Origin of the sequence: Curtobacterium sp. ME12, from assembly GCF_903970855.1 — a bacterium.
Classification (GTDB): Bacteria; Actinomycetota; Actinomycetes; order Actinomycetales; family Microbacteriaceae; genus Curtobacterium; species Curtobacterium poinsettiae_A.
This window is the reverse complement of the sequence record NZ_CAJCKD010000002.1, coordinates 63,884-82,506: the sequence shown is the minus strand read 5'-3', so window position 1 is coordinate 82,506 and position 18,623 is coordinate 63,884. Positions and strand designations below refer to the sequence as shown.

At 72.4% G+C, this 18,623-nt stretch carries 17 protein-coding genes; 7 read left to right on the top strand and 10 right to left on the bottom strand.

Annotated features, from left to right (window positions below; translation table 11 throughout):
* Window positions 1–4: 4 nt before the first annotated feature.
* Both H7A73_RS01785 and H7A73_RS01780 read left to right on the top strand, forming a co-directional pair.
* Window positions 5–877 (top strand): hypothetical protein, encoded by an 873-nt coding sequence (locus H7A73_RS01785; RefSeq protein WP_182064395.1) that lies wholly within the window; start codon window positions 5–7, stop codon window positions 875–877.
* Window positions 878–1,122: 245 nt separating this feature from the next.
* Window positions 1,123–2,598 (top strand): APC family permease, encoded by a 1,476-nt coding sequence (locus tag H7A73_RS01780; RefSeq protein WP_182064394.1) that lies wholly within the window; start codon window positions 1,123–1,125, stop codon window positions 2,596–2,598.
* Between the two features lie 119 nt (window positions 2,599–2,717).
* Here the strand turns inward: H7A73_RS01780 and H7A73_RS01775 are convergent, their stop codons facing one another.
* Window positions 2,718–3,443, bottom strand: coding sequence for a LysE/ArgO family amino acid transporter (locus H7A73_RS01775; protein WP_182064393.1), 726 nt, complete (start codon window positions 3,441–3,443; stop codon window positions 2,718–2,720).
* 69 nt (window positions 3,444–3,512) lie between these two features.
* On the opposite strand from H7A73_RS01775, the gene H7A73_RS01770 reads away from it, so the two are divergent.
* Window positions 3,513–4,445 (top strand): LysR family transcriptional regulator ArgP, encoded by a 933-nt coding sequence (locus H7A73_RS01770; RefSeq protein ID WP_182064392.1) that lies wholly within the window; start codon window positions 3,513–3,515, stop codon window positions 4,443–4,445.
* Here H7A73_RS01770 and H7A73_RS01765 read toward each other — a convergent pair.
* Window positions 4,418–5,197 carry an Fpg/Nei family DNA glycosylase gene (locus H7A73_RS01765; RefSeq protein WP_182064391.1) on the bottom strand — a complete coding sequence of 260 codons (780 nt, stop codon included), beginning with the start codon at window positions 5,195–5,197 and terminating at the stop codon, window positions 4,418–4,420. The two genes, H7A73_RS01770 and H7A73_RS01765, sit on opposite strands and share 28 nt — an antisense overlap.
* A 50-nt stretch (window positions 5,198–5,247) precedes the next feature.
* Window positions 5,248–10,017, bottom strand: coding sequence for a DEAD/DEAH box helicase (locus H7A73_RS01760; RefSeq protein ID WP_182064390.1), 4,770 nt, complete (start codon window positions 10,015–10,017; stop codon window positions 5,248–5,250).
* A gap of 160 nt (window positions 10,018–10,177) precedes the next feature.
* Here H7A73_RS01760 and H7A73_RS01755 point away from each other — a divergent pair, with 160 nt between their 5' ends.
* Complete coding sequence (locus tag H7A73_RS01755; RefSeq protein ID WP_182064389.1) at window positions 10,178–10,852, top strand: PadR family transcriptional regulator; 675 nt, start codon at window positions 10,178–10,180, stop codon at window positions 10,850–10,852.
* A gap of 138 nt (window positions 10,853–10,990) precedes the next feature.
* Here H7A73_RS01755 and H7A73_RS01750 read toward each other — a convergent pair whose 3' ends face one another.
* Window positions 10,991–11,608 carry an alpha/beta hydrolase gene (locus tag H7A73_RS01750; protein WP_182064388.1) on the bottom strand — a complete coding sequence of 206 codons (618 nt, stop codon included), beginning with the start codon at window positions 11,606–11,608 and terminating at the stop codon, window positions 10,991–10,993.
* A 73-nt stretch (window positions 11,609–11,681) separates the two neighbouring features.
* On the opposite strand from H7A73_RS01750, the gene H7A73_RS01745 reads away from it, so the two are divergent.
* Complete coding sequence (locus H7A73_RS01745; protein WP_110859466.1) at window positions 11,682–12,224, top strand: NUDIX hydrolase family protein; 543 nt, start codon at window positions 11,682–11,684, stop codon at window positions 12,222–12,224.
* Window positions 12,225–12,324: 100 nt separating this feature from the next.
* Here the strand turns inward: H7A73_RS01745 and H7A73_RS01740 are convergent, their stop codons facing one another.
* Window positions 12,325–12,528 (bottom strand): CsbD family protein, encoded by a 204-nt coding sequence (locus H7A73_RS01740; protein ID WP_111234610.1) that lies wholly within the window; start codon window positions 12,526–12,528, stop codon window positions 12,325–12,327.
* Window positions 12,529–12,741: 213 nt separating this feature from the next.
* Window positions 12,742–14,352 (bottom strand): DEAD/DEAH box helicase, encoded by a 1,611-nt coding sequence (locus tag H7A73_RS01735; protein ID WP_111123196.1) that lies wholly within the window; start codon window positions 14,350–14,352, stop codon window positions 12,742–12,744.
* A 295-nt stretch (window positions 14,353–14,647) separates the two neighbouring features.
* Here H7A73_RS01735 and H7A73_RS01730 point away from each other — a divergent pair, with 295 nt between their 5' ends.
* Entirely contained in the window at window positions 14,648–15,475 is an 828-nt protein-coding gene (locus H7A73_RS01730; protein ID WP_247737913.1) for an endo alpha-1,4 polygalactosaminidase, read from the top strand.
* A gap of 126 nt (window positions 15,476–15,601) precedes the next feature.
* Here the strand turns inward: H7A73_RS01730 and H7A73_RS01725 are convergent, their stop codons facing one another.
* The 4 genes from H7A73_RS01725 to H7A73_RS01710 form a co-directional block, all read right to left on the bottom strand.
* Complete coding sequence (locus tag H7A73_RS01725) at window positions 15,602–15,961, bottom strand: GntR family transcriptional regulator (RefSeq protein ID WP_259362648.1); 360 nt, start codon at window positions 15,959–15,961, stop codon at window positions 15,602–15,604.
* Between the two features lie 10 nt (window positions 15,962–15,971).
* Window positions 15,972–16,544, bottom strand: a complete 573-nt coding sequence (locus H7A73_RS01720; protein WP_051597091.1) for a DUF1684 domain-containing protein — start codon at window positions 16,542–16,544, stop codon at window positions 15,972–15,974.
* 132 nt (window positions 16,545–16,676) lie between these two features.
* On the bottom strand, window positions 16,677–17,159 hold the full coding sequence (locus H7A73_RS01715; RefSeq protein ID WP_111056558.1) for a hypothetical protein: 483 nt from the start codon (window positions 17,157–17,159) through the stop codon (window positions 16,677–16,679).
* Between the two features lie 118 nt (window positions 17,160–17,277).
* Window positions 17,278–17,916 (bottom strand): GNAT family N-acetyltransferase, encoded by a 639-nt coding sequence (locus H7A73_RS01710; protein ID WP_182064385.1) that lies wholly within the window; start codon window positions 17,914–17,916, stop codon window positions 17,278–17,280.
* 91 nt (window positions 17,917–18,007) lie between these two features.
* Here H7A73_RS01710 and H7A73_RS01705 point away from each other — a divergent pair, with 91 nt between their 5' ends.
* Window positions 18,008–18,613 (top strand): hypothetical protein, encoded by a 606-nt coding sequence (locus tag H7A73_RS01705; RefSeq protein ID WP_247737894.1) that lies wholly within the window; start codon window positions 18,008–18,010, stop codon window positions 18,611–18,613.
* Window positions 18,614–18,623: the final 10 nt, after the last annotated feature.

Sequence of the window (18,623 nt, the reverse complement as noted above, 5' to 3'; positions counted from 1 at the left end):
GTGGGTGAACGCACCCCGCCTCGGTCTCCTGCTCGACGTCGACGGACCCATCGCCAGCCCGGTCTCCCGCACCATCGCGATCCCGAGCATCGTCGCGGACCTCGTCGCGCTCGCCGCCGAGGGCATCCCGATCGTCTTCAACACCGGCCGCAGCGACGCGTTCATCCGCTCCGAGGTCGTCGGCCCGCTGCTCGCCGGTGGTCTCGCCGAGGGCGGGCGGGTCCACGCCGTCTGCGAGAAGGGCGCCGTGTGGTGCTCGATCGGTCCGCAGTACGACGGCGGCATGGGCGAACTGACCGTCGCCGACGACCTGGCGCTGCCGCGGGACTACGCCGACGAGATGCGCGAGCTGGTCCGCGACGAGTACGCCGACCTGGTGTTCTTCGACGAGACGAAGCGCGCCATGGTGTCGATCGAGCAGCGCGTCGAGGTGCCGAACGCCACCTACCTGGCCCGCCAGCCGGAGTTCGACGCGAAGGCCATGGCCGCGCTCGAGCGTCGCGGGCTGGGTGTCCGCCGACTCGACGACGTCCGGCCCGACGCCGACGGTGCCGTGCAGTGGCGCATCGACCCCACGATCATCTCGACCGACGTCGAGTCCGACCGCAGCGGCAAGGACCTCGGCGCCGAGCGCTCGCTCGAGCTCCTGGCGCAGGACGGTGCGCTCCCGGTCACCTGGCGCACCGTGGGGGACTCCCGCAGCGACTACGCCATGGCGGACTGGCTGCACGCCCACGGCCACGAGGTCGCGCACGTCGACGTCCGTCCCGCCGACGGGGTGCCGGCCACGCCGTACCCGGTGCTCACCGCGCCCGACGGCGTGATCCACGACGAGGCCGGCGCCCGGTTCCTGGCGGACTGGCGCGCGGGCCGCTGACGCGACCGCAACCGCACCCCGCTGACGCAAGCGCGCCCCGCTGACATCAGCGCAACCGCACCCCGCTGACGCGACCGCGGCCCTGGACGCACCCGTCGGCTGGCCGAGCGGTGCATGCCGGACCGCCGCCGCGCCTCCCGGCCGACGCCGGACCGGGCCACCGTCCGGGCGGACGCTTTGCGTGACACAGTGGTACACCAGTACCCTTCCGAGGTCCGCCGCCAGCCGATGACGGGATCCACCCCATGGCAACGAAGCTCCGCATCAAGTCGATCGAGGCCTCCCTGGCCGACTCCGAGGAGCAGGGCAGGTCCCTGAAACGCTCCCTGAGGACGTTCGACATCGCCGCAATGGGGATCGCGGTCGCCGTCGGCGCCGGCATCTTCTCGGTCGGCGCGAACGCCGCCGCGAACTTCGCAGGGCCCGGCGTCATCATCTCCTTCCTGCTCGCCGCCGTCACCTGCGGCCTGGCGATCATGTGCTACGCCGAGTTCGCGTCGACGATCCCCGTCGCCGGCTCCGCGTACACGTTCACCTACGCCACGATGGGTGAGCTGCTCGCCTGGATCGTGGGTTGGGACCTCATCCTCGAGACCCTCACGGCCAGCGCCGTGATCGCGAAGTACTGGGGCATCTACCTCAGCACCGCGTTCGACGTCTTCGGCATCACCCTGCCGAGCACGATCCAGCTCGGCCCGATCCCCTTCACCTGGGGGCCGGTGCTCATCGTCGGTATCTTCACGGTGCTCCTCGCCTTCGGAACCCGCCTGTCGTCGCGGGTGTCGGCGGTCATCACCGTCATCAAGGTCGCCATCGTCGTGTTCGTGATCGTCGCCGGTGCGTTCTTCGTCAAGGCCGCGAACTTCACCCCCTTCATCCCGCCGGCGGAGCCGAGCAAGGGTGCCGAGGGCAGCGTCTGGACCCAGTCGCTCGTGTCGTGGTTCACCGGTGCCGAGCCCGCCCAGTACGGCGTCTTCGGCCTGCTCGCCGCGGCGTCCCTGGTGTTCTTCGCCTTCATCGGCTTCGACGTCGTCGCCACGAGCGCGGAGGAGACCGAGAACCCGCAGAAGACCCTGCCGCGCGGCATCTTCATCGGGCTCGGCATCGTGACCCTGCTCTACGTCGGTGTCAGCATCGTCATCACCGGCATGGTCTCGTACCAGCGACTGGCGGAGGAGAAGGCGCCGTCCCTGGCGTCGGCGTTCGACATCGTCGGGCTGCCGTGGGCCGCGGGCATCATCGCCATCGGTTCCCTGATCGGTCTGACCACCGTCGTCATGGTGCTCCTGCTCGGGCTGTCCCGCATCGTCTTCTCGATGAGCCGCGACGGCCTGCTGCCCCGCTGGTTCTCGAAGACCAACCCGAAGACGCAGACCCCGGTGCGTGTGCAGGTCGTCGCCGGTGTCGTCGTGGCGCTGCTGGCCGGGTTCACCGCGGTCGACAAGCTCGAGGGCATGATCAACATCGGCACGCTGTCCGCGTTCGTCCTGGTCTCGATCGGTATCGTCGTGCTGCGTCGTTCGCGGCCCGACGCCCCGCGGGCCTTCCGGGTGCCGTGGTCGCCGGTGCTGCCGATCATCTCGGCGGTGCTGTGCTTCTGGCTGATGCTGAACCTCGAGGTCGAGACCTGGCTGCGGTTCGTCGTCTGGTTGGCCATCGGCTTCGTCATCTACTTCGGCTACAGCCGTCGCCACAGCCGCGTCGGCCAGCGCATGCAGTAGGGCCGGGTCGGCTGGCCCGGCCTGGCCTGCAAAACACCGGTGTTCGCACGTTGCACACCCGCACAACGCGGTTCGACGTGTGGACACCGGTGTCTTGCAGCCTGGAGCCCGCCGCGCCGCTACGCGCCGACGAGCAGCAGCACGCCGAACGCGAGCATCACGACGGCGACCAGCCCGTCGAACACCCGCCAGGTCAGCGGCTTCTCGAAGAGCGGCCGCAGCAGGCGTCCGCCGAACCCGAGCGCACCGAACCACAGGCAGCTCGCCGTGACGGCACCGATCGTCCAGAGCCACCGGTCGTCCGCGCCCTGCTGATTCGCCACCGAACCGAGGAACACCAGCGTGTCCAGGTAGACGTGCGGGTTCGCCCACGTGAAGACGAGCATGGTCAGCACGGCCGTCCGCATGGTCGCCACCTGGCCGGGAGGCGCGGTGCGCGTCCGCCCCGCCGCCTCCGTCGTGCCGGTGGGCGCGTTGACCGCCGCGCCCGCGCTGGCGCCCACCACACCGTCGTCGGCCGCCTCGTCGCCGACCCGCATCGCGTCCCCCGAGGGCCGCAGTGCACGCCGCGCCGCGAGCACCCCGTACGTCAGCAGGAACGCGGCACCGATGAACCGGACCGCCAGGAGCGCCACGGGGAACCGTTCGACCACGGCGCCGACACCGAGCACCCCGGCGACGATGAGCAGCGCATCCGAGACCGCGCACACCACGACCGCCGCGGCCACCACCCGGAGTCCCGCGCTGACCGCGAGCCGGAGCAGGTACGTGTTCTGCACACCGATCGCGACGATGAGTGCGAGTCCGGTGCCGAGGCCAGAGAGCAGGGGCAGGAGTGTGGTCACGGCTCGACGCTAGGACGGGGGAGCGGTGTAGTACAGCTCACGTTCCTGCACCGCCGTAAGCTCAGCTGCATGACCCGATTCCAGCGCGAGCACCTCGAGACACTGCTCGCCGCGGTCGACCACGGCACCCTCGACGCCGCGGCCCGTACGTTGTCGATCACGCCCTCCGCGGTGTCCCAGCGGATCAAGTCGATGGAGCAGCAGGTCGGGCGGGTGCTGCTCCAGCGCACGACCCCCGTGCGCCCCACCGCCGACGGCGAGGTCGTCCTCCGACACGCACGGCAGGTCCGGCTGCTCGACGAGGAGACCTCGAGCGCGCTCGGTGGCGGAGGGCTCGCCGTGCCGTCGATCTCCCTGGCGGTGAACGCCGACTCGCTCGGCACCTGGTTCCTCGATGCCCTCGCGCTCGTCCGTGCCGACACCGAGGTGGTCTTCGACCTGCACCGCGAGGACCAAGACCGCACCGCCGAGCTGCTCCGCGCCGGCACGGTGATGGGCGCCGTGACGGCCGAGGCGGACCCGGTTCAGGGCTGCTCGTCGGTACCGCTCGGCATCGACCGGTACCGCGCCGTGGCGTCTCCGTCGTTCGTCGCCCGCTACCTCGGCGACACCGGCACCGAGCGGCGGATGCTCCGACGACTCGACGAGGTCCCGCTCGTCGACTACGACCGCGACGACGACCTGCAGCAGGGGTACCTGCGCCAGGTCCTCGGCCACGCTCCCGGCGGCCCGCGCCACTTCGTCCCGACGTCGGCGGACTTCGCCCGGGCGGTGACGCTCGGGTTCGGCTGGGGGCTGTTGCCGGAGGCGCAGTGCCTCGAGGCGATCGACCGCGGTGTCCTGGTCGAGCTGGCGCCCGGCCGGAGTGCCGACGTCGCACTCTGGTGGCAGCGGTGGAACCTGGCGTCACCGCTGCTCGAACGGGTCACCGATGCCGTCCGTGCCACGGCGGCGGAGCGGCTGCACCCCGCGCCTCAGGTCTGGCAGCGCGGGCACCAGTAGGTGTCGCGCAGCGTGAGCTCCGAGTCACCGAGCTCCCCGTGCCGGATCGGCGTCCGGCACCGCAGGCAGGGCTTGCCGCGGCGGTTGTAGACCCAGAAGCGCGAACCCGGCCGGTCGACGCCGGTGGTGACGCGGGCGCTGCGGTCGCGGTTCGCCACGATCAACCGCTGCGCCATCGTGATCATCCGGGCCGGGTCCTGCACCTCGCCCACCGGGCGCGTCGGCAGCACGCCGCGCAGGAAGCAGAGCTCGTTCCGGTACACGTTGCCGAGTCCGGCGAGCACCCGCTGGTCGAGCAGTGCCAGCCCGACCGGGCGCTCGGGGTCCTGCGTCAGGTTGGCGAGCGCCCGGTCGGCGTCCCAGTCGGGGCCGAGCAGGTCGGGCCCCAGGTGTCCGACGACCTCGGACTCCTGGTCGCGCGGCACGACCTCGAGCACCCCGAGGGCGAAGCCGACGGTCGAGACGCCCTCGGCGTCCAGGATCACCCGGGCCTGGTGCGCCGGACGACGCCAGCGGTCGCCGGGGGCGTAGACGTCCCACCGGCCCTCCATCTTCAGGTGCGAGTGCACGGTCAGGTCACCGATGCGGTGCAGCAGGTGCTTGCCGCGGGGGACGACCTCGTCCACGGTCCGCCCGACCAGGTCGAGGGTCGCGAAGGCGGGGACCCGGAAGTCGCTCTTCGTCAGGACCTTGCCCGCCAGCGCGGTGTGCAGGCGGCGGGCAGCCCGGTAGACGGTGTCGCCCTCAGGCACCGCTCACCCCCGGCACGTGGTCGCTGCACTGCCGGGAGGCACGGCTCGCCTCACACACGGAGCCGCAACCCCTGCGGGGTCGCCGTGAACCCCGCCTCCCGCAGTGCGCTGCCGAGCGGTGTCTCGAGCACGAAGTCCCCGTCGACCCGCTCGACCGAGAGCTTCCGCAGCCCGGTCCGCACGATGCCGGCGATCGAGGCGGCGGCGGCGGCGAGGTCGGCCGCGTCGTCGGTGAACGTCAGCACCGACTTGCCGCCGCGCTCCACGTACACGGTGAGCTCGCCGTCGACGGTCGTCACCAGTGCGCCCGCCTTCCGGCCCGGGCGGTGGCCCCGTGTGGTCTTCGAGGCGCTCGCAGCGCCGCTCGCGGCAGTGCTCGCCGCGCTGGCGATCTCGGCCTCGTCGGCCGCGACACCGTGGTCTGCGTCGCCCGTCGGCCACGGCAACGAGGCCCCGAACGGGTTCGCCGGGTCGGTCGCGGCGAGCGTGAGCGCCTCGCGCTTCCGGTCCGGATCGTCACGCTCGTCGTCGCCGAGTTCGCGGGCGTAGGTGCGCAGCCGGTCGACGGTCGGGCCGGTGGCGAACTGGGCCGCACCGAGCCCCTCGACGAAGTACCCGCGACGAGCACGGCCGGACTCCTCGAAGCGCGAGAGCACCCGGTACACCCCGGCGAAGCCACCCCGGACGCCCTCGACCTGCACGGCACCGCGGGTGACGACGCCGTAGCGTTCGAGCAGCTGTTCTGCGGTCGCGGCGGCCCGCACGGTCGAGTCGGACTCGGCCAGCGGCAGGAGCGACCACCGGCCCCCGACCGACGGCGGCCCGGACTGCGTCGGCATCGTCGGACGCCGACGGCCGCGGTAGGCCCGAGCCCGCGGAGCACTCGAGCTCTTCGCCTTGCCACCGAGCATCGAGCGCAGCGGGGCGAACGTGTCGTTCGTGATCTGCCCCGCCCAGACCAGGTCCCACAGCGCGGTGGTGAGCGCCTGGTCGTCACTGCTGCCCACGGCCTGGCCCAACTGCCGGAAGAAGTACGCGCCACCGCCCGCCAGGGCGCCGAGCACGTCCCGCTGCAGCTCGGTCGTCTCGTCGCCGGAGGGCTCGGCGAGCGTCGTCGCCGCGGTGTCGGCCAGGTGCAGGCGCACCCAGCCGTCGTTGCCGGGCAGGGTGCCCCCGCCTGACCACAGGACCTCGCCGGTGGCAGTGAGTTCGTCGAGCATGCTCGTCGAGTAGTCGGTGACACGAGACGGCAGCACCAGGGTCTCCCACGCGCTGGCGGGCAGGGCGACCCCGGCGAGCTGGTCGATCACCTGCAGGACACCGTCGACGCCACGGAGTCCACCGCGGGTCCCGGGCGTCTGCACGTGCTGCCACGCGGGCAGGAACCGGGCGAGGGTGTCCGGCGAGACCGGTTCGACCTCGTGCCGCAGGGCTGCGAGGGACTTCGTGCGGATCCGTCGCAGGACCTCGGCGTCGCACCACTCGGCACCCTGGCGATCGGGACGGAACTCGCCCTCCACCACCCGGCGGTCGGCGACGAGTCGGCGCAGGGTGTCCTGCACGACGGCGATGCCCAGCCCGAGACGACCGGCGGCCTCCTGCGCGGAGAACGGTCCGTGCGACCGCGCGTAGCGGCCGATCAGGTCACCGAGGGGGTCCGCCACGGGCTCGACGAACGCCGTGGGCACACCGATCGGCAGCGGCACCCCGAGGGCGTCGCGCAGACGGGCGGCGTCCTCGATGACGGCCCAGCGCGTCGCCCCGGCGTGCGAGAACGAGAGCACTCGGCGGTCGCGCTCCAGGACCTCGAGCGTGCTGCGCAGTGCAGCGGTGGCCGCTGGACGGTCGGCGGCGTCGGCGAGCCAACTCCGGTCGACCGCTTCGTCGAGGTCGAGCGCGCCGACGAGCCGCAGCACGTCCACGAGCCCCTCGGCGTCACGGGCACGGCGGTCCGGCGAGAGCCGCTGCAGGTCGCGCTCCACCGAGGTGATGACCGACGGGTCGAGCAGCTCGCGCAGCTCCGCACGGCCGAGCAGCTCGCCGAGCAGGGTCGAGTCGAGCGACAGGGCCGCTGCCCGGCGTTCGGCGAGCGGGGTGTCGCCCTCGTACATGAACGCCGCGACGTACCCGAACAGGATCGACCGGGCGAACGGCGACGGCTGCTCGGTCTCCGTCTCGACCAGGCGGATCCGGCGTCCGGCGATGTCGTCGGCGATCCCGAGCAGCGCGGGCACGTCGTAGACGTCCTGCAGCACCTCGCGCACGGTCTCGAGCACGATCGGGAACGTCGGGTACTTCTGCGCGACCTCGAGCAGCTGCGATGCCCGCTGCCGCTGCTGCCAGAGCGGCGACCGCTGTCCGGGGTTCCGTCGGGGCAGCAGCAGGGCACGCGCCGCGCACTCCCGGAACCGCGCGGCGAACAGTGCCGAGCCGCCGACCTCGTCGGTGACCAGGGCCTCGAGGTCGTCGCGCTCGAACACGAACAGGTCGGCACCCGGCGGCTCGGCGTCGGTCTCCGGGATGCGGACGACGATGCCGTCGTCGGCCGCCATCGCGTCACCGTCGATGCCGTGCCGTTCGCGCAGCCGTGCGGCGACGGCCAGGGCCCACGGCGCGTGCACCTGCATGCCGTAGGGCGAGTGCAGGATGAGCCGCCAGTCCCCGAGCTCGTCGCGGAACCGCTCGATGACGAGCGTGGTGTCGTTCGGCACGTGACCGGTGGCCGCGCGCTGGTCGCGCAGGAAGGTCAGCAGGTTGGTGATCGCACGCTCGTCCAGTCCACCGGCGGCGACGCGGGCGCGGGCGTCGTCGTCCGAGGCGCCCTCGACCTCGCGCACGAACGCACCGGTCGCCCGGCCGAGCTCGGCGGGTCGGCCGATGCCGTCGCCCTTCCAGAACGGCACGCGTCCGGGCTGCCCGAACGCCGGGCTCACGACGACGCGGTCGTGGGTGATCTCCTCGATCCGCCAGCTCGTCGCACCGAGGGCGAAGACGTCGCCCACGCGTGACTCGTAGACCATCTCCTCGTCGAGCTCGCCGACGCGGGACGCCTTCTCGCCGACCATGAAGACGCCGAACATGCCGCGGTCGGGGATCGTGCCGCCGCTCGTCACCGCGAGTCGCTGCGCACCGGGGCGCCCGGTCAGGGTGCCGTGCACGCGGTCCCAGACCAGCCGTGGCCGGAGTTCGGCGAACTCGTCGCTTGGGTACCGGCCCGTGACCAGGTCGAGCGTCGCCTCGAACGCCGACCGGGGCAGGCCGCTGAACGGGGCGCTCCGCCGCACGAGCTCGAACCAGTGCTCGACGTCGAGGGTGTCGATCGCCCCGGCGGCCACGGTGTGCTGCGCCAGGACGTCGAGCGGGTTCGCCGGCACCGAGATCGACTCGATCTGACCGGTGACCATCCGCTCGACCGTGACCGCGCTGTTGACCAGGTCGGCCCGGTGCTTCGGGAACAGCACGCCGCGGGAGATCTCACCCACCTGGTGGCCGGCGCGACCGACGCGCTGCAGGCCGCTCGCGACCGACGGCGGCGCCTCGACCTGGACGACCAGGTCGACCTCGCCCATGTCGATGCCGAGCTCGAGTGAACTCGTCGCGACGACGCACCGCAGCCGACCGGACTTCAGGTCGTCCTCGATGATCGCGCGCTGGTCCTTCGACACCGAGCCGTGGTGTGCGCGGGCGAGCACCGGGACCGAGGCGTCCGAGCCCCCGCCGCCCGTCTGCCCGGACCCGCCGATCAGCTGCGCCGGCGGTCGCCCGGCCCCCTGGGGCGCGACGGCGTGCGCCGAGGTGCGGGCCGGGGACTGTGGTCGGCCCCGCGCCGCGGGGAGCCCGTCGTCGTCCGGGGACGCCCCCGCCGGCACCAGCACGCCGTCACCGGCGGCGGCGAGCACGCGTTCCTCGTGGATCTCGTTGAGCCGCGCCGTGAGCCGTTCGGCCAGCCGCCGCGAGTTCGCGAACACGATGGTCGAGCGGTGTTCCTCGATCAGGTCGACGACACGTTCTTCGACGTGCGGCCAGATCGACCCGTTCGTCGGCGACTCGGACGCGTCCGCGCCGACCGGTGGTGCCCCGAGCTCGGACATGTCGTCGACGGGGACGACGACCCGCAGGTCGAAGGTCTTCTGCGCTGGCGGCGCGATGATCGTCACCGGTGCCCGGCCGCCGAGGAACCGCGCGACCTCTTCCGGTGGGCGGACGGTCGCGGACAGCCCGATGCGCTGCACGGGCTTCTCGAGCAGGTCGTCGAGGCGCTCGAGCGACACGGCCAGGTGTGCACCGCGCTTGGTCGAGGCGACCGCGTGGACCTCGTCCACGATGACGGTGTCGACGTTCACCAGGGTCTCGCGCGCCTGCGAGGTGAGCATCAGGTAGAGCGACTCGGGCGTGGTGATGAGGATGTCCGGCGGCTGGCGCAGGAGCTTCTGGCGGTCGGACGAAGGGGTGTCACCGCTGCGCACCCCGACCGTGACGTCCGGCGGTTCGGTGCCGAGGCGCCGAGCGGTCTGGGTGATGCCGACGAGCGGGCTCCGGAGGTTGCGCTCGACGTCGACGCCGAGGGCCTTGAGCGGCGAGACGTAGAGCACCCGCGTGCGCTGCTTCGCCGGCGGACGGTCCGTCGCGCTGATGAGCCGGTCGATCGACCACAGGAACGACGCCAGGGTCTTGCCGGAGCCGGTCGGGGCGATCACGAGTGCGTGCTGCCCGGTCGAGATGGCTTCCCACGCCCCGGCCTGCGCCGGCGTCGGTGCGTCGAAGGCGCCGCGGAACCACTCGGTGGTCGCGGGGGAGAAGCGCTCGAAGACGTCCGTCATGGTCCGTCCCATCCTGCCCGCCACCACCGACAGCAGGCCGAGCGCACGTACCCCTTGACAGAGCGATAGTTACCGATCTATCGTGAACACATCGCGATACGACGAAGACGATCAGGTCAGACCGGTCGCGAGCCGACTCAGCACGATGAAAGGACTCCTCATGCGCCCCTCGTATGACGACGACAGCAACACGTCCCCCCGCGACCAGCGCGGGTTCGGCCCGCGCGGCCCCCGCTTCGGCGGCGCGCGGCAGCACCACGGCGCCGGGTTCCCCGGCCGTGACCGCGGTGACCACGACCACGGCGGCCGCGGCTTCGGTGGTCGCGGGTTCGGCCCCGGCTTCGGCCCGGGCGCGGGCTTCGGCCCCGGTTTCGGCGGGCCCGGCTTCGGCCGCGAACGCCGTCGCCGCGGTGACGTCCGCCTCGCGATCCTCGGTCTGCTGGCCGAGGGCTCGCAGAACGGGTACGCGGTGATCAAGACCATCGCCGAGCGCACCGGCGGCGCCTGGAAGCCGAGCCCCGGCTCGGTCTACCCGACGCTCCAGCAGCTCGTCGACGAAGACCTCGTGGTCTCGTCGGGCGACGGCCGCAAGACGCTCTTCGAGCTCACCGACGCCGGCAAGGCCGAGACCGAGGCCAAGGCCGACGAGATCGCTGCGGCACTCGACGGGGCCCCGGGCATCCCGGACGCCCAGCGCGAGTTCTTCGAGGCGCTGCGGAAGACCATGGGCGTCCTGCAGATGTACCGCAGCACCGCGACCGAGGAACAGGCCAAGGCCGCCACGGCCAAGGTGGACCAGCTCCGCAAGGACCTGCTCCAGATCCTCGCCGACTGACGGACGTCACCCATGACGGACAGGAGGCCCGGTGCCAGCCCGCCCCGTGCCTCCCATCCACATCGTGAGCAGCAATGGTCGAGTCCGCACGTCGGACCCGACCATTTCTGCTCACCAAGCGCGCCGAACCCCGCGCCCCTACCCGCCGATGAACGCCGCCACGTCCGCCAGTTCCGCTGCCGACACCGCGTGCGGCAGCCCGTCGTACGTCCGGTCCGTCACGGTGGTGTGCGCTGCGGCCCACGCCTGCGTCCGGGCGGTGGCCTCGGGCGGGATCACCGGGTCGAGGTCGCCGTGCCCGAGGAACACCCGCGGACGCACGGCCGACACGGCCTCGTCGCGCGAGTCCGCGACGTCCGGCACCACGAACCCCGACAGCGACACCGCGAACGCGAACGCCGCTGGCCGGGCGCGCAGGAGCTGGAGCGCCATCGAGCCGCCCTGCGAGAACCCGAGCAGTCCGATCCGCGGGTGGTCGGCGGCGACGGAGTCGATCCAGTCGAGCACCTCGGCGGCCGCGGCGTCGACCGCCTCTGGCACGGGGGAGCCGGGCGTGCCGAGCGGGTACCAGCTGAAGCCGGGCCCCCACGGCATCGGTGCCCGGAGCGACGCGACCGTCCACACGGGCGGCAGCGCGGGGGCGAGGCCGAGCAGGTCGTGCTCGTTCGACCCGACCCCGTGCATGGCCACGAGCAGGGGTGTGCCCCGCCGGTCCGAGGTACTCCGGGTCCACTGCACCAGGTCCGCATCGATCATGTGGACAACGCTAACCATCCCCAACTCCCGCGCCTTCCGCCGAACTCGCCGCCGTCCCTGGTAGACACGGTGCATGTCCTCGCTGCGCACCCCCGATCCCGACTCCGGCTGGCTGTCCGACGAGGAGCTCGCGAACGTCCGCCGTCGTCTGCCGATCTGCTACGTCGAGGCGGTCCCCGTCCGCACCGACGGCCTGGGCGTCGTGACCGAGGTCGGCGTGCTGCTGCGTGTCTCCCCGAGCGGTTCGATCGCCCGCACCCTGGTGTCCGGCCGGGTGATGTTCGGCGAGTCGATCCGGACCGCGTTGTTCCGCCACCTGGAGAAGGACCTCGGGCCGATGGCGTTCCCGCAGCTGCCCTCGAGCCCGACGCCGTTCACCGTGGCCGAGTACTTCCCGCTGCCCGGCGCCTCGGTGTACACCGACGAGCGGCAGCACGCGATCTCGCTGGCGTACGTCGTCCCCGTCACGGGGACGTGCGAGCCCCGGCAGGACGCCCTCGAGCTCACGTGGATGAGCCCGATGGAAGCCGCGTCCGACGCCGTCGCCGACGAGATGGAAGGCGGCCGCGGGGCACTGCTCCGCGCCGGCCTGGCATCGGTCGGTGCCCTGCACTAGCTCGTCACACGACGAAGCCCGCGCACGACGAAGCCCGTGCACGACGAAGCCCCCGGATCCGATCGGATCTGGGGGCTTCGCAGCGCGGTCGCGAACCGGCTTAGTGCTTGTCGTCCTTGAAGCTGTCGGCGACGCCGTGCGCGGCGTCCTTGACGTCGGTGACGCCCTGCTTCGCCGAGGCCTTGCCCTGGTCGGTCTGGCCTTCGGCCTTCAAGCGGTCGTTACCGGTCGCGTTGCCGGTGGCTTCCTTGACCTTGCCTGCCGCCTTCTCAGCGGCGTTCTTGATGTCATCGATGCCAGCCATAGGCACTCCTTCCAGAAGCGGACGTGTTCCCCGTCAGCCGCTTGCGCGGCATCCGGTGAGTGAGACCGTACGCCCGGCGGAGTACCCCGCCCCCAGCCCCCGCCAAGGTTCGCCCGAGCCCCGACGCGAAACACCGGTGCTCACCGAACACACCCCGGGATGCGGGGGTTCGAAACGTGAACACCGGTGTCCTGCGGACTCAGACCGCGCAGGTCAGTGGCGGTCGGCAGCGCCGGCCGGACGGGAGGCGCGGCGCGAGCCACCACGACGGTTGCCGCCCGACTCGTTGCCGGACCGACCCGCGGCGTAGCCGCCCTCGGACGACCAGACGGCCGACGAGCCGCCGCGCACGACGTCGCTGCTGCCCGAGCGGCGGTTGCCGCCACTGCGGCGACCACCGGTCGAACCGGCGGCTGCGGCGCCGGAGCGCCCGGCGCCCTCGGAACGTGCGCCACGGGCCGGACGGCCCTGACGGCCCCCGGCCGAACCGGCGGACTCGCCGGCCGAGCCGGAGCGCGCGGGCTGTGCCGCGCCTCCGGACCGACCGCCGCGACCACGGCGACGACCGCCGCCGTCACCGGCGGACTCGGCGGAGCGCTGCTTGGGCTGACGCTGCTGGGTGGGCTGCTCCTCGGCCACGTGGCGGATCGGAGCGACCTCGCCGACGAGCGCGGTGACCGCCGGAGAGGTCGCCGTGACGTGCTGCGGGGTGACCTTGATCGCGGCTGCACGCATCATCTGCGCGACGTCGCGACGCTCGGCGGGCATCGTCACCGTGACGACGTCACCGGACGAACCGGCACGCGCCGTGCGCCCCGAGCGGTGCAGGTACGCCTTGTGCTCGGTGGGCGGGTCGACGTGCACGACGAGCTCGACGTTGTCGACGTGCACGCCGCGGGCGGCGACGTCGGTGGCGACGAGCACGAGGGCCTCACCGGACGAGAACTTCGCGAGGTTGCGCTCACGGGCACCCTGCGACAGGTTGCCCTGCAGGTCGACGGCCGGGATCCCCTGGCTGCTGAGCTGCTTGGCGAGGCGCTTGGCGTGGTGCTTCGTGCGCATGAAGAGGATGCGGCGGCCGTTGCCCGAGGCGAGGGCGCTCACGAGGTGCTTCTTCGCGTCGGCGTCGGCGACCTCGAACAGGTGGTGGGTCATCGCCTCGACGGGGCTGTTCGCCTCGTCGACGGAGTGCATCACCGGGTTGTGCAGGAACTTCTTGACGAGCTTGTCCACGCCGTTGTCGAGCGTGGCGGAGAACAGCAGTCGCTGCCCGTTCTCGGGCGTCGCCTGCATGATCTTGGTGACCCCGGGCAGGAAGCCCATGTCGGCCATGTGGTCGGCCTCGTCGAGGACGGTGACCTCGATGTCGCCGAGGTTCACGTGGCCCTGCTGCATGAGGTCGGCGAGGCGCCCCGGGCAGGCGACCACGACGTCGACGCCGCCGCGCAGGGCGTCGACCTGACGACCCTGACCGACGCCACCGAAGATGGTCGTGGTGTTGAGACCCATGGCCTTGGCGAGCGGAGCGAGGGCGACGTCGATCTGCGTCGCGAGCTCACGGGTCGGCGCGAGCACCAGGGCGCGGGGGCGGCCGGCTCGGCGCTTGCGGCCGCTGGCGGCGAGGCGGGCGACGAGCGGGATCGCGAACGCGATGGTCTTGCCGGAGCCGGTGCGGCCGCGGCCGAGGACGTCCTTGCCCTGCAGGGAGTCCGGGAGGGTGTCCGCCTGGATGGGGAACGCCATGTCCTTGCCCTGGTCGGCGAGGACGGAGACCATCGGCGCGGGGACGCCGAGGTCGGAGAAACGGATGTCTTCGGTGGTCATGGTGACCTTTCCAGCCGGAGCAGTCCGGCTGTGGGCACGCTTGCGAGGCAGCGCGCGGGCGGGATGCGCGCCAACGGATGTGGCTGGCGCAGTCGCCGCAGCAGAGAAGCCTGGGCACCTTCGTGAGGTGCTCGATCATCGACCGGAGTCTTGAGACAGGTGGTCGGGAGTTCGGGGCGTCCGTACGACGCACGAGGCGATCGGCGCCTCGAGTACGACCAGCATAGCGTGCACATCTCCGGAACAGCGAGGGCGGGGCCGTTCGCCCTGCGCGTGCGAGGATTCCGGGGTGCGCATGCGATCCGTCCTGTTGACCACCGCGATGGCCCTGGTGGCCGTCCTCGGCACGGCCGGCTGCGCCGAGGCCGCCACGACCAGCGCGGCCGCGAGCTACCGCAACCTGCCGACCTCGGGCCGGGTGGACTACCAGCTCGGTGGCGGGTACACCCCGCCCTCCGGCGTGACGATCGTCGAGCGCGACAGCACGGACCGCCCGGCGAAGGGCACGTACGACATCTGCTACGTCAACGGATTCCAGACGCAGCCCGAGGCCGCCCGGACGTGGAAGAAGTCGTACCCGTCAGCGATCCTCCGCGACCGTGCGGGCAAGCCGGTCTCGGACCCGGGGTGGCCGGACGAGATGCTCCTCGACACCCGGACCGCGGCCAAGCGTGCCCTGATCACGAAGGTGCTCGCGAAGACCGTCGCCCGCTGCGGTGACCGCGGGTTCGACGCGGTGGAGTTCGACAACCTCGACTCGTGGACCCGGAGCGGCAAGCGGCTCACCCGTGCCGGCAACCTGGCGCTCGCGAAGTCGCTCGTCGCCACGGGGCACCGGCACGGCCTGGCCGTCGGGCAGAAGAACACCCCGCAGCTCGGGGCGTCCGGCCGGAAGCAGACCGGGTTCGACTTCGTCGTCGCCGAGGAGTGCGTGCAGTACCGGGAGTGCGCCGCGTACACGAAGGCCTACGGCGGGCGGGTCATCGACGTGGAGTACTCGGACACCCTCGAGCGCTCGTGGGGTTCGGTGTGCGGGCTGCGGAGCCGTCCGGCCATGACGATCCTGCGCGACCGCGACCTGGTGACCCCGGCGGACGACGCGTACGTGTACGAGCACTGCTGAGCGCCCGGGACGTTCCTTCCCAGAACGCCTGCGATGCATGGTCGGATCGGGCGTACCGGGTCAGAACTTCCGACCGGGTACGCCCGGAACGACCGGGTATGCCCGGAAGCGCGCGCCCTGCGCCCGCTACGCCGGCCAGGCCTCGCGCAACGCGGTGGCCGCCTGGTCCGCCGACAGCCCCGCCGATCGCGCCGCAGCGGCCAGGGCACGAGCGGCCTCGGCCACGGCGTCCGGCACCGCTGCCGGTCGCACCACCCGGGTGCCGGCACCCCGTGCGGTGTGCACGAGCCCGGCCTCCTCGAGCAGCTGGTAGGCCTTCGAGACGGTGCCGGCGGCGAGACCGAGCTCGTCCGCCAGCCCACGCACGCTGGGCAGCCGTTCGCCGTCCACCAGGTACCCGGCGGTGATCTGCGCGGCGATCTGCGATCGGACCTGCTCGAACGGCGGCACGCGGCCACCGACGTCGAGGGCGACGAGTCCTGTCATGCGTTCCACCCTAGAAGTCGTACTGCTCGCCGACGGGGATCGGGACCGGCACGGTGTTGCCCGGAGGCGCGAGCGGGCACGCCCACGCCGGGTCGTACGCACACGACGGGTTGTAGGCGAAGTTGAAGTCGAGCACGAGCGACCCGAGGTCGTCGCCGCCCAGGTCCGAGCCCTTGATGGTGTCGAGCAGGTAGCGTCCGCCGCCGTAGGTGCCGCGGGCCTTGCCGGCGCTGGCGTCCTTGACGGGGACGAACACCCCGCCCGCGTAGCCGCCGTGCTTCCAGACGTCGAGGGTGCCGACACCGGGGACCCGCACGAGGCCGAGGCGGTCGAAGTGGACAACGCCGTCGGTGCCGGTCTCGAAGTCGAACTCGGCGGGCTCGGTGGCCTCGATGCGGACCTGGAACCGCCACGCCGGGTCGTAGTCCGGCACCGGCAGGGACTCGAAGTCGCGGGCGTCCTCGTCGAGCAGCGGCGACGCGGGGTGCTCCGCGAACATCGCGTCCCGTGTCTCGCGCCAGAGCGCGTGCGCCGTCTGGGGGTCCGGGGTGGCGCGGACGCGGCGGTACAGGTCGAACGTCATCCGCCGCCAATCCGTCGTCGCCAGCGTGCTGCGCACGCGGTCGTCGGTCGTCGGCTCCTGGGGGCGCGTCTGGCTCACGTGGTCGAGGCTACGCCCGCTCCGCGGTGGACGGGAGGCCCGACCCGCGTCACGTCACTCGCCGTCGGTCCGCCAGGTGGGCGCGAGGGCGCGCATCCGGAACGCCCGCCACTGCCAGATGACCCACATGCCGGGCCACAGGGCGAGCCCGAGGACGGCCGGTCGCATCCGGTAGGTCAGGCGGTCGAGCAGCAGGGTCCGGCCACCCGGTGCGGGGACGACGGCCATCCGGTGCGACATCGTCATCCGCCCGAACAACCCGGACGTGCCGCCTCCGTTGTCGCGCTGCACGGGGACCCCCCGGACCTCGTACAGGTCGAGGTCGACGTGCGTGTCGCCGCTCGGCACCAGCCCGAAGGCGTCCGCGGTGATCGGGTGCGGGTGTCCCGGCTCCCAGCGCTCCGGGAACCCCCGGGGATCGCGCGAGCGGTACGCCAGGAACGGTTTCGTCACCGCCACCATCACGGACGGGGACAGCAGGGCATCGCGCACGGCGTCGACCGGCGCATCGAGGACGATCCGGAGCCCGACGTGCATGGCGGTGACGATACGCCCGCGCGCTGGACGGTGCGCCGTGCCCGGTTGCCGACGGCGCCTGGTCAGGGGAGACGACGCAAGCAGGACGACGCAAGCGAGACGACGCAAGCGAGACGACTCAGGCGTGCCGGGCAGAACGACGGCGGGAGCCCTCGGCGCGGTCGTGTCGCCGCAGCCGCTCGGCCAGCGAGAGCCGCACCGCCGGCCACTCCGACGCGATGATCGAGAACACCACGGTGTCGCGCAGGGTGCCGTCGCGGCCGATCGCGTGGTTCCGGAGCACGCCGTCCTGCTTGGCGCCGAGGCCCGCGATGGCCGCCCGGGACTGCAGGTTGTGCCAGTGCGTGCGGAACTCGACCGCGATGCACTGCCACGCCTCGAACGCGTGCGACAGCATGAGCAGCTTCGACTCGGTGTTGATCCCCGAGCGCTGCGCCGACCGCGCCAGGAACGTGCTGCCGATCTCGACGTGACGGTTGCCCGGGTCGATGTTCATGAAGGTCGTCGCACCCACCACCCGGCCGGTCGGACGGTCCCGCACGGCGAAGGGCACCATGCGGCCGGCCTCGTGCTCGGCGAGCCGCCGGTCGATCTCGGCCTCGACCTGTGCCGGGGCGGGCACCGAGGTGTACCAGGTGCGCCACAGATCGCCGTCCGCGACCGCCGCCCGCAGGTCTTCCGCGTGCTCCTGCCCGAGGGGCTCGAGTGTCACACGGTCGCCGGTCAGGGTGGGTACGGGGGCGATCTCCATGGACATGCATCCTAGGGTCGGCGACCCTGGTGGAACCCGGTCGGACGGCGACCCTGTGGAGAGGGACAGCATCGCCCGGGCGGCTATCGTGACGGACGTGGCAGAACGCACCCAGGAGAAGTACCAGGTCCGGTTCGCGTGGGGCTCCGGAGGTGCGGCTCGCATCGCCCACGGCGCCCACCTGCTCGTCTGGGTCGACGCCCTGCCGCCCACCCCCGACGCCGCAGCACAGCGGCGCGCGCTGCGGAACGTGACCGCCCAGCTGCCGCAGGGTCCGGAGGTCGTGCTCGGCCACCTCGGCAACGCGGCGGCGGTCGCGGAACGGGTGACGGGCCTCCAGGCCGCACGTGGTGACCGGTGCGTCGTCGCGATCGTGGCCGCCGGGCTGCACCACACCGCAGCCCTCGACGACGCGGCCGAGGCGGCGGGGGAGTCCGTCGACGTCGCCGACGCACCCGACTTCGCGGTCGAGGACCTGCTCGCAGCCGGAGCCGTCGTCGACGCGCTCACCGATGTCGGCATCGACCACACCTCACCCGAGGCCGCTGCGGCCTGCGCGGCGTACACGGGGCTGCGCCGTGCCGTCCGGCACCTGGTCAGCGCGTCCGAGGGCGCCGCCGTCCTGAGCCGTGACGACGTGCACGCGGCGCTCGCCGCGGGCCCCGACCTGCCCGTCCTGCGGGAATCGGGGGAGCGCGCGTAGCGTTCGCCCC